This is a genomic window from Aquipuribacter aurantiacus (assembly GCF_051216895.1).
GTDB lineage: Bacteria > Actinomycetota > Actinomycetes > Actinomycetales > JBBAYJ01 > Aquipuribacter.
Map to the genome: position 1 here is coordinate 56,172 of NZ_JBPKAO010000012.1, position 14,353 is coordinate 70,524.

The window sequence follows — 14,353 nt, forward strand, 5'->3', positions numbered from 1 at the left end:
CCCCGATCCGACCGACTCGACCCGTTCGCCCCACCCGACCGAACGACCAGACCGAGGAGCCCGGATGACCCCTGTCCGCCCGTCCACCCCCTCCGACGCCTGGCGGGAGCTGTCGCTCGGCAACGCCAGGTTCGCCGCCGACCAGGCCGAGCACCCCAACGCCGGCGCCGACCAGCGCCGGCTCGTCAGCACCGGCCAGCGGCCCTTCGCGGTCGTGCTCGGCTGCTCGGACTCCCGGGTCGCCGCCGAGCTCGTCTTCGACCGGGGCCTGGGCGACCTGTTCGTCGTCCGGACCGCGGGCCACGCGCTGGACACCGCGGTGCTGGGCTCGGTCGAGTTCGCCATCGAGGTGCTGGACGTCCCGCTGCTGGTGGTGCTCGGGCACGACTCCTGCGGCGCGGTCTCGGCCGCCCTGCGGGCCCGGCACGAGGGCCGGGTGCCCGGGGGGTTCGTGCGGGACATCGTGGAGCGGGTCACCACGAGCGTGCTGGCGGCCGAGCACCGCGGCGCCGCCACGGTGGACGACATCGTCCGCGAGCACGTCCACGCCACCGCCCGCCAGCTGATCGAGCGTTCGGAGTCGGTCCGCGCGGCCCTCGACGCGGGGCGGCTCGGCGTGGTGGGCACGTACTACACGCTGGCCGACGGCGTGGTCGAACCCGTCTGGTGGGAGGGCCCCGACGACCTCATGGGCGACGGCAGCGCCCCGGCCCGCAGCGACTGACGTCAGGGCGACGGCCGGGCCGGGCGGCCCCGGGCCGGCCGCCGGCGGCGCCCCACCAGCCGAGGGACCTCCTCGGACCACTCCTGCCACTGCTCCCCGAACCGCTCCGCCAGCACCCGGTCCTCCGCTCCGGCCTTGACGTGCAGCACACCGGCCAGCACCACGGCCGCGAGCAGCGTGCTCGCCCGCCCCCGCAGCAGGACCGTCCCGGCCGAGGCGCCCAGCAGCCCCGCGTAGAGCGGGTGCCGGCTGAGGGCGTAGACGCCCTCCGTGCGCAGCGGCGCCCCGGGGCGCGGCGCCACGGCCGGTGTCAGGTCGGGCCCCAGGGCCCGGGCGGACGCCCCGGCGACACCGAGACCGGTCACCACCGAGACGGCACCGGCCACCCGCAGCAGGACGGGTACCTGCACCCCCGGGCCGCCGGGCAGCAAGTGGGACCCCAACGCGACCACCTGGACCGCGACCAACCAGCCGTGACCGCCCCCGCCCGCGCCGGCCGCGTCCACCGCGTCCACCGCGTCCGCCGCGTCCGCCGACCCGCTGCCGTCCTGGCCTGTTCCGCCCACCTCCCCCACCCTGGCACCACGGTCGGGCGAGGGCCACGGCAGCGGTCGGCATCGCGGGCAGAATGGCGGGCATGACTGACTCCGCCGCCGAACCGGCCTACCGCATCGAGCACGACACGATGGGCGAGGTGAGGGTCCCGACCCGCGCTCTCTACCGGGCGCAGACCCAGCGCGCCGTCGAGAACTTCCCCATCAGCGGGGTCGGTCTCGAACGGGCCCACGTCGTCGCCCTGGCCCGCGTCAAGAAGGCCGCCGCCCTGGTGAACGCCGACCTCGGGGTCCTCGAGCAGCCCGTGGCCGACGCCATCGCCGCCGCGGCGGACGAGGTCGTCGCCGGCGCCCCGACGGGCGCGTTCGACGCCGAGTTCCCCGTCGACGTGTTCCAGACCGGGTCCGGCACCAGCAGCAACATGAACATGAACGAGGTGCTGGCCACCCTGGCCACCCGGCACCTGGGGGCCGACGTGCACCCCAACGACCACGTCAACGCGTCGCAGTCCAGCAACGACGTCTTCCCGACGTCGGTCCACGTCGCCGCCACGTCCGCCCTGGCCCAGGACCTGGTGCCGGCGCTGGAGCACCTCGCGCAGGCGCTGGAGGCCAAGGCGACCGAGCTGGCCGACGTGGTCACCTCCGGGCGGACCCACCTGATGGACGCCACCCCGGTGACCCTGGGCCAGGAGTTCGCCGGCTGGGCGGCCCAGGTCCGCCGCGGCGTCGAGCGGGTCCAGGCCGCGCTGCCCCGCGTCGCCGAGGTGCCGCTGGGCGGGACCGCCGTCGGCACGGGCATCAACACGCCGGACGGCTTCGCCGCGGCCGTCGTGGCCCGTCTGGCCCAGGAGACGGGACTGCCCGTCACCGAGGCCCGGGACCACTTCGAGGCCCAGGGGGCCCGAGACGGGCTCGTCGAGGCCTCCGGCGCGGTCCGGACGGTCGCGGTGAGCCTCACCAAGGTCTGCAACGACCTGCGGTGGAAGTCCTCCGGACCGACCACCGGCCTGGCGGAGATCCGACTGCCGGACCTGCAGCCCGGCAGCTCGATCATGCCCGGCAAGGTCAACCCGGTCCTGCCCGAGGCCACCCTGATGGTCTGCTCGCAAGTGGTCGGCAACGACGCCGCGGTCGCCTGGGCGGGCGCCTCGGGCACGTTCGAGCTCAACGTCCAGATCCCCGTCATGGCCCGCAACGTGCTGGAGTCCGCGCGCCTGCTCGCCAACGCCTCGCGCCTGCTGGCCGACCGCTGCGTCGCCGGGATCGAGGCCGACGTCGAGCGGTGCCGTGCGTTCGCGGAGTCCTCCCCGTCGATCGTGACCCCGCTCAACCGGGTCATCGGCTACGAGGCGGCCGCCAAGGTCGCCAAGCACGCCCTCGCGGAGCGGATCACCATCAAGCAGGCCGTGATCGCCCTCGGTCACGTCGACGGCGAGCGCCTCACCGAGGAGCAGCTGGACGCCTACCTGGACGTCACCACGATGACCGGGTCCGCCGGTCGCGGCTGAGCCCCGAGCGCAGGAGGAGCCCCGCACCACCCGGTGCGGGGCTCCTCCTGCGTCGTGCGCCGCTCAGTACCAGTTGTTGGCCCGGCTGTGCTCCCAGGCGGAGCAGGGACTGCCGTAGCGGTCCTCGATGTAGCCGAGGCCCCAGCGGATCTGCGTCTCGGGGTTGGTCTCCCAGTCGCTGCCCGCGCTGGCCATCTTGCTGCCGGGAAGGGACTGCGGGATGCCGTAGGCGCTGGAGCTGGGGTTGGCCGCCGTGTGGTTCCAGTTGGACTCCTTCTCCCAGAGGTTGTCCAGGCAGGACCACTGGTCACCGCCCCAGCCGTACGAGCCGAGCAGGGACTGCGCGATCGCCCGGTTGGAGCCGGGGTCGGCGGAGACCACCTGCCGCTCGGCCTCCTCCTCGGCGGCCTCGCGCTCGGCCTCCTCCTCATCGGCGACCCGAGCGGCCTCCTCCTCGGCAGCGACCCGAGCAGCCTCCTCCTCGGCGGCGACCCGAGCGGCCTCCTCCTCGGCAGCGACCCGAGCGGCCTCCTCCTCGGCAGCGACCCGGGCAGCCTCCTCCTCGGCGGCGACGCGGGCGGCCTCCTCGGCGGCGGCGGTCTCGGCGGCGATGACCGCCTCGAGCTCCCCGACCTCGTCGACCCAGGACTGCGCCTGGGCGGAGGTGGCGGGCAGGCCGGGGGCCAGGGCCCCACGGGCGGAGCGGGACGCCTGCTCGTCGTCGCGACGGACGGCGTCGGTGTCGAGCTGGTCGGTGGTGTCGCCGCCGCCGAGCAGGTCGGACACGGCGAAGCGGTCACCGGGGGCCGCGGCGAGCGCGGGGGAGGTCGCGACGGTGTAGCCACCGACCCCCACGACGAGGGCGGCGGCGGTCAGTCCGGCGGTTGCGGCGGCACGCCTGAAGGGGGCCAGGCGGCGGGGCAGGGGGGAGGTGTGTCGGGGCATGGGCTCTCTGACGTCGGGCCGCGTCTCGTACCTGCGCGGCGAGGGAGGACCACCCTCAGGTCTGCCCGCACCACCCCGGGTGTCACCGGGAGGAGGCGCGAGATGTCGTGCACGAGGACCTGAGCCGGGGCCGACGGATGGCGTCGGTCCCCGAGGGGCGCGAGCCGACCAGGGACCCGTCGTGCGGGCACCGCGACGACCCGGGTGGGCGTGCTGTCCAGCCATGACCATGACGTCCTAGGTAACGATTTGGCAAATTCCCTCGAGGACCTCCTCGTCCTCGCACGGTCCACCCTGGAGCCCCGGGGTCTCGTCTCACCCGAACCGCCGACGCCGCGGCCACCCGGGGTGACCGGGCAGGGCCGTCTGCGGGAGGGAAGGGGAGCAGCGTGCGCGCCACCCCTGAGGTGCGCCTATCCTCGGGGTATTACGGAAGGCGGCCCATGCTCAACTCCCGGTTCCTCGTCGCCGACGGCGTCAGCAAGGCGTTCGACGGCACGACCGCTCTCGACGACGCCGCCATCAGCGTCCCCGAGGGGCGGAGCCTGGCGCTGCTGGGGCCCTCCGGCTGCGGCAAGACGACGCTGCTGCGCGTCGTCGCCGGGCTCGAGACCCCCGACGCCGGGACGGTGTCCGTGGGCCGCGAGGTGCTGACCGGCTTCTGCCACCAGGTCCCGGCCGAGCGCCGCCGCGTCGGCATGGTGTTCCAGGACGCCGCCCTCTTCCCGCACCTCAGCGTCGCCCGCAACGTCGCCTACGGCCTGACGCGCGCGGAGGTGGCGGCCGGACGGGTCCAGGAGACGCTGGACCTGGTGGACCTCGGCCACCTCGCCGAACGCCGCCCGCACGAGCTGTCCGGCGGTCAGGCGCAGCGCGTGGCCCTCGCCCGGGCCCTGGCCCCCCGACCTCGGATCCTGCTCTTCGACGAGCCGTTCACCGGTCTGGACACGGGCCTGCGGGTCCGGGTGCGGACCGAGATCCACGCCCTGCTGCGCGAGATGGGGATGACCTCGGTCTTCGTCACCCACGACCAGGAGGAGGCGTTCGTCCTCGGCGACCGGGTCGCGGTGATGCGCGACGGACGGGTCCGCCAGGAAGGCTCCCCCGCCGAGGTGTACGCCAGCCCGGTCGACCCGTGGGTGGCCAGGTTCGTCGGTGAGGCCAACCTGCTGCCGGGGCACAGCGACGACCGGGTCGCCACCACCGTGGTCGGCCGGGTGCCGGTCGCCGAGGGCAGCCCCCGCGGTGACGTGACGGTGCTGGTCCGCCCCGAGCACCTGGACCTGACGGCCGGCCCGGGTGGCACGGTCACCGACGTCGCCTTCTACGGCCACGACTCCAGCTACACCGTCCGGCTGGGCGAGGCCGTCGTCACGGTCCGCGCCGCCGCGGCACCCCGGTTCGGCATCGGCGACGACGTCGCGGTCCGGTTCGGTGGCCCTCGGACCGCGGCCTACGCGTCGACCGAATAGGTCCGCGATCCGCGCGTAATTGGGTAAGGCTTACCTGAGGTAGTGTCCCGGCATCGGGCCGCACGGCCGTCACGTCGAACACCCGGAGCCATCATGACCAGCACCACCCGGAGCGTCCTGAACCGCCGCACCGCCGTCGTCGCCACCGCCCTGCTCGCCGTCGGTGGCGTCGCGGCCTGCGGGTCCGACGACCCCGCCGGCGACGACGGCTCGGCCTCGCCCGAGGCGGCCTCGACCGACGACGTCCTGACCGTCTACTCCGGCCGCACCGAGAACCTGATCCAGCCGCTGCTGGACTCCTTCGCCGAGGAGACCGGCGCCACGGTCGACGTGCGCTACTTCGACTCCGCCGACCTGGCCCTGCTCATCGAGCAGGAGGGCGAGCGCTCCCCCGCCGACGTGTTCATCTCCCAGAGCCCGGGCGCGCTGGGCTACCTCAACGACCTGGGCGTGCTCACCGAGCTCGAGCCGGAGGTGCTCGACCTGGTCAGCGAGGACTTCCAGGCCACCGACGGACGCTGGGTCGGCATGTCCGGCCGGGTCCGCACCCTGGTCTACAACAGCGACCTGGTCGAGGCCTCCGAGCTGCCGACCAGCGTCTTCGGCCTCACCGACCCGGTGTGGTCCGGGCGGATCGGCGTGCCGCCCACCAACGGCTCGTTCCAGGACTTCGTCACCGCGCTGCGCGAGACCGAGGGCGACGACGCCGCCGCCGAGTGGCTCGCGGGCATCGTCGCCAACGAGCCCGTCGCCTACTCCAACAACACCGCCACCCTGCAGGCCGTCGCGGCCGGCGAGGTCGAGGTCGGCCTCATCAACCACTACTACAACTACCGGGCCCTGGCCGAGGACCCGTCGCTGCCGACGGTGAACCACTTCTTCGCCCCCGGTGACATCGGCAACCTGAACATCGTCACCGGCGTGGCCGTGGTCGAGACCACCGACGACGCCGAGCTGGCCAACGACTTCGTCGAGTTCATGCTCGGCGAGGAGGCGCAGACGTTCTTCAGCGAGGAGACCTTCGAGTACCCGCTGGTCGAGGGCGTCGAGCCGGGCACCGACCTGCCTCCCATCGCCGACCTGGGCATCGCGACGTTCGACGTCAACAGCCTCGGCGGCGGGCTCGAGCGCACGCAGGAGCTCATCGCCGAGTCCGGCCTCGAGGGCTGAGGCAGCCATCACCGTCACGCAGGACCCGCTGAGCGCCGCCGCCCCCACCGGGCGGCGGCGCTCAGCCGCGCGACGACCGTGGCTGCTGCAGGTCGCCGTCGTGCTGACCGGCCTGGTGTTCGCCTCACCCGCGTTCTTCCTGCTGTGGGAGTCGGTCCGCCTCGGCGGGGACCTGGTGGCGGTGGTGGCCACCAGCGACGTCCTCGCCCCGCTGGCCCGCTCGCTGCTGCTGGCCTCGGCCTGCGCCGTGGGCTGCATGGCGCTGGGCACGACGCTGGCGGTCCTCGTCTCGCGGACGGACGTGCTCGGCCGCGACGTGCTGCGGGTCGCCCTGGCGATGCCCATCGTGGTGCCCAGCTTCGTCGGGGCGACGGCGCTCATCGCGGCCACCGGCCGGGGCGGGCTGGTGCCGTTCGTGCCCCGCCCGGAGGGGTTCCTGGGCGCGTTCACGGTCCTGACCGTGCTCAGCTACCCCTACGTCTACCTGCTCGTGCTGGCCCGGCTCCGGCACACCCCGCGCAGCCACGAGGAGGCCGCCCGGCTGCTGGGCGCCGGCACGTGGCGGACCATGACCACCGTGCTGCTGCCGCAGCTGCGTCCGGCGGCCTCGGCCGGCGGCCTGCTGGTGTTCCTGTACGTGCTCAGCGACTTCGGCGCCGTCGCGCTGCTGCGCTACGACACCATCACCCGGGTCATCTACTCGACGCGGTTGCTGGACCGGACCACGTCGGTGACGCTGGGGCTGTTCCTGGCCGTGCTGGCGATCGGGGTCACCCTGCTGGCCCGATCGGCCGCGCCGGAGCCCCCCGGGCCCAAGCCGGCCAAGGCCGCGCAACGGGTCCGCCTGGGCCGGTGGCGCCTGCCCGTCAGCCTGCTGCCGTGGGCGGTCCTGCTCGTCGGGCTCGTCGGTCCCGTCGTGGTGTTCGCGACCTGGGCGCTGCGAGGCTCGACCGCCGTCGGGTTCGGCTACAGCGGCCCCGGGGACTCCCTGGCGTTCCTCGTCGAGCCGACCCTGAGCTCCGCAGGAGCGGCCGTGACCGCGGCCGCGGTGGCGATCGTCCTGGTGCTGCCCCTGGCCGTGGCCTCGGTGCGGCGTCCGGACCGGTTGTCGCGCGGCGTCGTCGCGGTCGTCACCAGCGTGTTCGCCCTGCCGGGGCTGCTCGTGGCCCTCACGCTGGTGTTCGTCGCGCTGTCGGCGCCCGGCCCCCTGGGTGCGCTGTACCAGACGTTCCCGCTGCTGATCCTGGGCTACGTGCTGCACTTCGGCGCCCAGGCGCTGCGCTCGTCGCAGACGGCGCTGGCCGGGGTCCCCGTCCGGCTGGACGAGGCGGCGCGGACGCTCGGGGCCTCGCCGGCCCGCCGCTTCCTCACCGTCGACCTGCCCCTGGTGGCGCCGGGCCTGGCCGCCGGCGCCGGCCTCGTCCTGCTGAGCACGCTGAAGGAGCTGCCGGCGACGGCGCTGCTGGCCCCCCCGGGGTTCCAGACGCTGGCGACCCGGATCTTCAACGCCGCCCAGGACGGGTTCTTCGCCGAGGTGGGGGTGACGTCACTGGTCCTGCTGGTGATGTCGACGGCGCTGACGTGGGTCCTGGTGCTGCGCCCGGAGCTGACCGGCGGACGCGGCCGGGGCTCGTCGTGACGTGCTCGTGAGGTCCGGGTGACCTCCTCCTACGAGCAGCCGCGGCTGGCCGCGCTGTACGACGTGGAGAACCCGGGCCGCTGGGACCAGGACTTCTACCTGGCGCTGGCGCTCGAGCTCGGCGCCGTCGACGTGGTGGACCTGGGCTGCGGCACCGGGGTGCTGGCGGTCGCGCTGGCGGCCCGCGGTCTGCGGGTCACCGGCGTGGACCCCGCCGCCGCCATGCTCGAGCTGGCCCGACGCCGCCCCGGGGCGGAGCGGGTCGCCTGGCGGCAGGGGCACGTGGGCGACCTGCCGGACGCCGCCGCCGACCTGGTGGTGATGAGCGGGCACGTCGCCCAGCTGTTCGAGACCGACGCCGACTGGCAGCAGGCGCTGGTCGACGTCCGACGTGCCCTGCGGGTCGGCGGCCACCTGGCCTTCGAGATGCGCGACCCGGCCGCCCGGGCGTGGCGGGGCTGGACCCCGCAGACGACCCGCGAGGTCCTGGCCCACCCCGACGGCGGCCGGTACGAGGCGTGGGTGGAGGTGGTGCAGGAGACGGTCGACGCCACCGGCACGACCGTGGTGCTGCACGGGCACACCGTGCTGCCCACCGGGGAGCACGTCGTCACGCCCGAGACGCTGCGCTTCCGCGGCCAGGAGCGGCTGACGGCGGACCTGGCCGCGGTGGGTCTGCCCGTGCTGCGCACCTGGGGCGACTGGGACCGTTCCGAGGTGGGGGCGGGCACCCTGGAGCTGATCGTGCTGGCCCGCACCGACGGGGTGTGAAGCCGGCTCAGCCGTCCCGCAGCCAGGGCTGCAGCAACCGCACCACGCCGGGCGGGTACAGCGGCACCGGGCCGTGCAGGACCGTCGCCCCAGGCACCCAGTGCACGGTGCTGGTGGTGCCGGGGATCGTGCCCAGGTCGTCCCGGTCCAGGACGTGGGGGTCGTCGACCCGGCCCACGTGCACCGCGAGCAGCTCGTGGCCCGGGGCGCCCTCGAACGTGAACAGGTTCTCCACCCAGCCCAGCAGCCGCACGTCCAGCAGCTGGGCCGACAGCTCCTCCTGCCACTCGCGGACGACGGCCTGCTCCGCGGTCTCGCCGAAGTCGATGCCACCGCCGATCAGCCGGTGGAACGTCAGCGCGCGGCTCTCGTCCCGCCCCCGCTGCACCAGCACCGCGCCGTCGGCGCGCCGGACCGCGGCCAGGGCCACGGGGCGCAGCCGTCGCTTGCGCGGCTTGCTCACGGGCTGCTCCTCCGAACCACCCGCAGACCGTAGGCCTGACGCTCAGCCGGCGGCCAGGTGGCCCAGCAGGTGGGCGGCGACCTGCTCGGCGGCGCCGACGACCCCGCGGTAGCCCGGCAGCACGTTGACGTCGACCACGACCGGTCCTCGCGGTCCCAGCAGCACGTCGACGCCGTACAGGTGCAGCCCCAGTGCCTCGCCGACCGCGCGGGCCAGGTCCACGAGCTCGGCGTCCGGGTCGAAGGGCCGGCCCGGCGGGCGCCCGCCACCGGCCTGCTCGTGCCGCAGCGGGGCGTGCTTGAGCAGACCGGAGACGCGCCCGCCGGCGACGTAGAGCTTGCGGTCCCGGCCGTCGTGGTCGACGGGCTGCTGGGCCTGCCAGGGCCCCTCGAAGGGCGGCTCGTCGACCGGCCGCGGCAGCAGGACCACGCGCGCCGAGCGTCCGGGGCCGTCCCCGGCGGCCTTGACGACCCGAGGGCCTCGGGCCAGGTCGTCGCGGACCTGCGCCCACGTGGTCCAGGTGCGGCCGGCCGGCACGGGCAGACCCGCCCCGGCCAGCCGCCGGGCGACCGCCGTCCGGTCACCGGCGGCCGCGGCCGCGCCGGCCGGGTTGCAGCACCGGACCCCCTGCCGCTCGAGGTCGACCACGCTCGCCAGGGCATCGGGGCGCAGCCCCCGGTGGACGAGCAGGTCGGGGGCGGCGTCCGGTCGCAGCGCGTCCGGCTCGTCGTGCGGGAGCCGCACCTGGACGATGGCACCGGCGGCGCCGAGCCGGTCGGCGACCTCGGCCACCAGGGTCCCGGGTCGGGGCCGCTTGCCGACCGCGAGGACGACCCGGGGCGCGGAGGACGACGACATGCCCGCAGCCTGGGGCGGTCGCCCCACGAGCGCGATGAGACCGGCATGAGAACGGCCTCATCGCCGTCGGTCACCGTCCGGCGAGCACCGCACCCAGCGCGTCCAGCAACCGGTCGGTGACGGCGGGGTCCGGGTGCACGGCGACCCGGACGAACGAGGCGTCCAGGCCGGGGAAGGTGTCGGCCCGCCGGACGGCGACCCGGTGCTGCAGCAGGTCGGCCCGCAGGTCCCGGCCGGGGCAGCGGAGGAGGACGTAGTTGGTCTCCCCCGCCCACACCTGCAGGTCGAGGGCCCGCAGGGCCCGGACCAGCCGGGCGCGGGCGGTGTCGACCGCCGCGGTGCGCCGGCGCCGCTCCCGCTCCACCTCGTCGCGGTGGTCCGGCCCCAGCAGGCGCGTGATGACGGCGAGCGCGACGGAGCCGACCGGCCACGGCTGCAGCACCGACGCGAGCGCCCGGACCGTGGCGGCGTCGGCCAGGACGTACCCCATCCGCAGGCCGGCGGCGCCCCACACCTTGGTCAGCGAGCGCACCTGCACGAGGCCCGGCAGGTCGTCCCGGACGGCGCTCAGGCCCAGCCCGTCGCCCGCGTGCTCGGCGAACGCCTCGTCCACCACGAGCGGGCGCGAGGGCCGGGCCAGCTGCCGCAGCAGGTCGAGGTCCTCGCTGCGCCCCGTGGGGTTGTCCGGGCGGCCCAGCACCACCAGGTCGGCCTGGTCGGGCACCTGGCGGACGTCGAGGGCGAAGTCGTCCTGCGGTCGACGGACGACGCGGACCACGTCGTGCCCGGCCGAGCGGAGCGCGGCCTCGGGGGCGGTGAACGACGGGTGGACCAGCGCGGCCCGGCTGCGCGGGGCCAGCGCGTGGGCCAGCGCCCAGAACGCCTCGGCGGCCCCGTTGACCAGCAGGACCTCGTCCGGGTCGACGCCGTGCCGCTGCGCCACCACGGCCCTGGCCACCCGCTGGTCCGGGTAGGCGGTGACGTCCACCCCGGCGAGCACCTCGCGCAGCCCCGGCGGCGGGTCGGGGTGCACGTTGACCGCGAGGTCCAGATGACCCGGAGGCACCTGGGTGTCGCCGTGCTCGTGCAGCCCGTCCCGACGCCGGGACCTCGGGGGCGACGGGTCAGAAGTCGATGCCACGCTTGGCGCGCACCCCCGAGGCGTAGGCGTGCTTGACCAGTCGCATCTCGGTCACGGTGTCGGCCAGGTCGACCAGCTCGTCGGTGGCGTCGCGCCCGGTGCAGATGACGTTGGTGCGCGAGGCCCGCCCCCGGATGGCGGCGTACACGCGTTCGCCCTCGACCCAGCCGTAGGTGACCGGGTAGGTGACCTCGTCCAGGACGACCATGTCGTACTCGCCGCCGGCCAGGGCCGCCTCGGCAGCCCGCCACGCCTCGCGTGCGATGTCGGCGGAGCGGTCGAGGTCGTCGCTCTCCCACGTGAAGCCGTCGCCGATGGTCCACCACTCGACCCCGAGGCGGCGGCAGACGGCCTCCTCCCCCACGTGCCACTTGCCGGACTTCATGAACTGCACGACCAGGACGCGCCAGTCCCGGGCCACGGCGCGCAGCACGGTGCCGAAGGCGGAGGTGGACTTGCCCTTGCCGTGGCCGGTGTGGACGAGCACGAGCGAGTCGACCCGGCGCGGCTCCGGCTTGTCGCGGGGCCCGCGACGGGGGACCGCGGTCCCGCCGGTCCCGTCGGTCGCGTCGGTCCTCTCGGTCTCGTCGGTCTCGGTGGTGGTCGGTTCCTCGGTCACAGCAGGCCTCTCGTGAGTCGGCGGAGCAGGTCGGTGTCCAGGTGCGTCTCGACCGCGGCGGACAGGGCGTCGAGCGTCTCCTCGAGGCGGTCGACCGGCCGGCGCCCGACGACCGCCTCGACCACGGCGGGGTCCTCGAGCGCGCCGTGGCCGGCCAGGCCGAGCACCGGACCGTGCGCCCAGCCGTGCTCCTCGCCCAGGACCGGGGCGACGGCCGGGGCCCCCTCGACCGCGCGGGTCGTGCCGTGGCGGATGTCGTAGCCCTTGACCTCCAGGCCGGACAACCGGGCCCACGGGGAGCCGACGGGCACCCGGAAGGTGGCCCGGGTGTGCGCGGTGCGCTTGGTCGCGGCGTAGGTGGTCTGCACGGGCAGCAGGGCCAGACCGGTCGTTCCCTGGCTGCCGCCGCCGACCGGCTCCGGGCCCAGCCGCTGACCCAGCATCTGCAGCCCGCCGCAGATGCCGAGCACGCGGCGGCCGGCGCTGACGCGGGCGGCCAGGGCACGGTCCAGGCCGCGGGCCCGCAGCCAGGCCAGGTCGGCGTGCACGTGCTTGGACCCGGGCAGCACCACCAGGTCCGCGTCGGTCACCGCGGCCGGGGAGTCCGCCCACCGCACCCGGGCCACGCCCGCCAGCAGGGTGAGCTCGTCGAGGTTGCTCGCGCTCGGGTAGCGGAGGACGGCGACGTCGGGCACGTCGCCCGCGCCCAGGTCGCCGTCCAGCAGGGGCGTCAGGTCGCGGGCGCCGTCCTCGTCGGGCAGGCGGTGGGCCAGCATGGGCATGACGCCCGCGTGGGCCATGCCCGTGCGGGCGCTCAGCTCGACCGGCGCCTCGCGCAGCAGGGCGGGGTCCCCGCGGAACTTGTTGAGGACGAACCCGGCGAGGCGGCCCCGGTCGGCCTCGTCCACCAGCAGCCAGGTGCCGAGCAGGTGGGCGAACGCGCCGCCGCGGTCGATGTCGGCGACCAGCAGGGCCGGGGCGTCGGCGTGGCGGGCCACCCGCAGGTTGGCCAGGTCGGTGTCGCGCAGGTTGGTCTCGGCCGGGCTGCCCGCGCCCTCGCAGACGACCAGGTCGTGCTCGGCCAGCAGCGCGTCGAGGCCGGCGCTGATCGGGCCCCACAGCCCGGGCGGGCGGGCCGTCCAGCTGCGGCGGGAGAGCTCCTCGTCGACCCGGCCGAGCACGACGACCTGGCTGCCGTCGCGCTCGGGCTTGATCAGCACGGGGTTCATCCGGACGTCGGCCTCGACCCGGGCGGCGCGGGCCTGCAGCCACTGGGCGACCCCGATCTCCCCCGCGCCGGTCTCGCCGGCCCGCACGACGCGGGCGTTGTTGGACATGTTCTGGCCCTTGAAGGGCGCCACCCGCAGCCCCTGGTCGGCGTACCAGCGGCACAGGGCCGTCGCGAGCAGGCTCTTGCCGGCCCAGCTGGTGCAGCCGAGCACCATGACCGCGCTCATGCGCAGGTCCGGGCGGGCAGGGTCCGGGCGGGCAGGGTCCGGTCGAGCCGGGTCCGGTCGAGCCGGGTCCGGGCGAGCTGCACCAGGCCCGCCGAGGCCCCGAGCAGGACCGCGGCCCGCACCGTCGTCAGCCGGAACAGCCGCAGCGCCGCCGCGGTGTCGTCGGGTCCCGCGGCCCTCGCGTGGGGGTTGAGGGCGTAGACCCCGGGCTTGTGCATCCGCACCCCGAGCCGCAGCGCCAGCGCGCCCATGGGCCAGCCCCCGTTGGGCGAGGGGGTCCGGGCCGCCTCGCGGGGCAGCCGGGCCAGCAGGCGGGGGTCGGGCCCGGCCAGCAGCAACCCGGTCAGCCGGGCGGGCAGCAGGTTCGCGGCGTCGTCGGCGCGCGCGGCCACCCACCCGGCGTGCTGCCACCGGGGGGTGCGGTAGCCCCACATCGCGTCGGCGGTGTTGACGAACCGGTACGCCGCCGCGGCACCCAGGCCACCGACGGCGTGGGCCAGGGCGGGCGCGACGACGGAGTCCGACAGGTTCTCCGACAGCGAGCCCAGCGCGGCGCCGCGCACCTGCTCCGCGTCCAGCGTGGCGGTGTCGCGGCTGACCAGACGGGACACCCGGTCGCGCCCGTGCCCGGTGGAGCGGGCCAGGGCCTGCTCCACCGCGGCGACCTCGTCGTGCAGCAGCCGCGCGGACAGCAGGGTCCACAGCACCGCGGCCTGCACCGCGACGGCGCCCGGCCACGGCAGCCGGCGGGAGCAGCGGTCCAGCAGCGCACCGGTCGCGGCGCAGGCCACGACACCCAGGCCGACGGTCGCGCCGCCGATCAGCGACGCCGGCAGCGGTGGCGCGGCCGGGACGCGCGACGCGGCCCGGTCCAGGTAGGTGCCCATGGCCACCACTGGGTGCCAGCGCGTCGGCGGCTCGCCGAGCACCTGGTCGAGCACGAGGGCGACGACGAGCGCGACCGGGCGGACCGACCAGCCGGTGCCGGTGCCGCCCGCCCCGGTCGACCGCACGCCCCCCGCGCTCATG

At 75.6% G+C, this 14,353-nt stretch carries 14 protein-coding genes; 6 read left to right on the forward strand and 8 right to left on the reverse strand.

All coding sequences use genetic code 11. From position 1 onward, the window contains the following. Nucleotides 1-64: 64 nt before the first annotated feature. Nucleotides 65-724, forward strand: a complete 660-nt coding sequence (locus ACR80Q_RS15030; protein WP_435378452.1) for a carbonic anhydrase — start codon at nucleotides 65-67, stop codon at nucleotides 722-724. Between the two features lie 2 nt (nucleotides 725-726). Here the strand turns inward: ACR80Q_RS15030 and ACR80Q_RS15035 are convergent, their stop codons facing one another. Then, entirely contained in the window at nucleotides 727-1,290 is a 564-nt protein-coding gene (locus ACR80Q_RS15035; protein ID WP_435378453.1) for a methyltransferase family protein, read from the reverse strand. Between the two features lie 71 nt (nucleotides 1,291-1,361). Here ACR80Q_RS15035 and ACR80Q_RS15040 point away from each other — a divergent pair, with 71 nt between their 5' ends. Further along, complete coding sequence (locus ACR80Q_RS15040; protein ID WP_435378454.1) at nucleotides 1,362-2,789, forward strand: class II fumarate hydratase; 1,428 nt, start codon at nucleotides 1,362-1,364, stop codon at nucleotides 2,787-2,789. A 63-nt stretch (nucleotides 2,790-2,852) separates the two neighbouring features. On the opposite strand, the gene ACR80Q_RS15045 is transcribed toward ACR80Q_RS15040, so the two are convergent. Next, nucleotides 2,853-3,734, reverse strand: a complete 882-nt coding sequence (locus ACR80Q_RS15045) for an aggregation-promoting factor C-terminal-like domain-containing protein (protein ID WP_435378455.1) — start codon at nucleotides 3,732-3,734, stop codon at nucleotides 2,853-2,855. A gap of 443 nt (nucleotides 3,735-4,177) precedes the next feature. Here ACR80Q_RS15045 and ACR80Q_RS15050 point away from each other — a divergent pair, with 443 nt between their 5' ends. From ACR80Q_RS15050 to ACR80Q_RS15065, 4 genes are all read left to right on the forward strand, one after another. After that, on the forward strand, nucleotides 4,178-5,206 hold the full coding sequence (locus ACR80Q_RS15050; protein WP_435378456.1) for an ABC transporter ATP-binding protein: 1,029 nt from the start codon (nucleotides 4,178-4,180) through the stop codon (nucleotides 5,204-5,206). Between the two features lie 93 nt (nucleotides 5,207-5,299). Further along, nucleotides 5,300-6,376, forward strand: a complete 1,077-nt coding sequence (locus ACR80Q_RS15055) for an extracellular solute-binding protein (RefSeq protein WP_435378457.1) — start codon at nucleotides 5,300-5,302, stop codon at nucleotides 6,374-6,376. A 100-nt stretch (nucleotides 6,377-6,476) separates the two neighbouring features. Next, the gene (locus tag ACR80Q_RS15060; protein WP_435378458.1) at nucleotides 6,477-8,015 is read left to right on the forward strand and encodes an ABC transporter permease; all 1,539 of its coding nucleotides are present in this window, start codon (nucleotides 6,477-6,479) and stop codon (nucleotides 8,013-8,015) included. An 18-nt stretch (nucleotides 8,016-8,033) separates the two neighbouring features. Then, nucleotides 8,034-8,786, forward strand: a complete 753-nt coding sequence (locus tag ACR80Q_RS15065) for a class I SAM-dependent DNA methyltransferase (RefSeq protein ID WP_435378459.1) — start codon at nucleotides 8,034-8,036, stop codon at nucleotides 8,784-8,786. 7 nt (nucleotides 8,787-8,793) lie between these two features. Here the strand turns inward: ACR80Q_RS15065 and ACR80Q_RS15070 are convergent, their stop codons facing one another. The 6 genes from ACR80Q_RS15070 to cbiB all read right to left on the reverse strand — a co-directional run bounded on the left by ACR80Q_RS15070 (nucleotide 8,794) and on the right by cbiB (nucleotide 14,352). Then, on the reverse strand, nucleotides 8,794-9,249 hold the full coding sequence (locus tag ACR80Q_RS15070) for an NUDIX hydrolase (RefSeq protein WP_435378460.1): 456 nt from the start codon (nucleotides 9,247-9,249) through the stop codon (nucleotides 8,794-8,796). A 42-nt stretch (nucleotides 9,250-9,291) separates the two neighbouring features. Beyond that, nucleotides 9,292-10,107, reverse strand: a complete 816-nt coding sequence (locus tag ACR80Q_RS15075) for an ATP-grasp domain-containing protein (protein WP_435378461.1) — start codon at nucleotides 10,105-10,107, stop codon at nucleotides 9,292-9,294. Between the two features lie 70 nt (nucleotides 10,108-10,177). Continuing rightward, nucleotides 10,178-11,173 carry an aminotransferase class I/II-fold pyridoxal phosphate-dependent enzyme gene (locus ACR80Q_RS15080; protein ID WP_435378462.1) on the reverse strand — a complete coding sequence of 332 codons (996 nt, stop codon included), beginning with the start codon at nucleotides 11,171-11,173 and terminating at the stop codon, nucleotides 10,178-10,180. Nucleotides 11,174-11,231: 58 nt separating this feature from the next. Continuing rightward, a complete protein-coding gene (cobO, locus tag ACR80Q_RS15085) occupies nucleotides 11,232-11,867 on the reverse strand; it encodes a cob(I)yrinic acid a,c-diamide adenosyltransferase (RefSeq protein ID WP_435378463.1) in 636 nt (211 codons plus the stop codon). Further along, nucleotides 11,864-13,324, reverse strand: coding sequence for a cobyric acid synthase (locus ACR80Q_RS15090; protein WP_435378464.1), 1,461 nt, complete (start codon nucleotides 13,322-13,324; stop codon nucleotides 11,864-11,866). The genes cobO and ACR80Q_RS15090 overlap by 4 nt, the downstream gene beginning before the upstream one ends. Then, nucleotides 13,321-14,352 carry an adenosylcobinamide-phosphate synthase CbiB gene (cbiB, locus tag ACR80Q_RS15095; protein WP_435378465.1) on the reverse strand — a complete coding sequence of 344 codons (1,032 nt, stop codon included), beginning with the start codon at nucleotides 14,350-14,352 and terminating at the stop codon, nucleotides 13,321-13,323. The genes ACR80Q_RS15090 and cbiB overlap by 4 nt, the downstream gene beginning before the upstream one ends. Nucleotide 14,353: the final 1 nt, after the last annotated feature.

Excerpts from the sequence above, each read along its gene's own strand:
- ACR80Q_RS15030 (WP_435378452.1), top strand. The coding sequence starts at position 65 with ATGACCCCTGTCCGCCCGTCCACCCCCTCCGACGCCTGGCGGGAGCTG.
- ACR80Q_RS15040 (WP_435378454.1), top strand. The coding sequence starts at position 1,362 with ATGACTGACTCCGCCGCCGAACCGGCCTACCGCATCGAGCACGACACG.
- ACR80Q_RS15045 (WP_435378455.1), bottom strand. The coding sequence starts at position 3,734 with ATGCCCCGACACACCTCCCCCCTGCCCCGCCGCCTGGCCCCCTTCAGG.
- ACR80Q_RS15050 (WP_435378456.1), top strand. The coding sequence starts at position 4,178 with ATGCTCAACTCCCGGTTCCTCGTCGCCGACGGCGTCAGCAAGGCGTTC.
- ACR80Q_RS15055 (WP_435378457.1), top strand. The coding sequence starts at position 5,300 with ATGACCAGCACCACCCGGAGCGTCCTGAACCGCCGCACCGCCGTCGTC.
- ACR80Q_RS15075 (WP_435378461.1), bottom strand. The coding sequence starts at position 10,107 with ATGTCGTCGTCCTCCGCGCCCCGGGTCGTCCTCGCGGTCGGCAAGCGG.
- ACR80Q_RS15090 (WP_435378464.1), bottom strand. The coding sequence starts at position 13,324 with ATGAGCGCGGTCATGGTGCTCGGCTGCACCAGCTGGGCCGGCAAGAGC.
- cbiB (WP_435378465.1), bottom strand. The coding sequence starts at position 14,352 with ATGAGCGCGGGGGGCGTGCGGTCGACCGGGGCGGGCGGCACCGGCACC.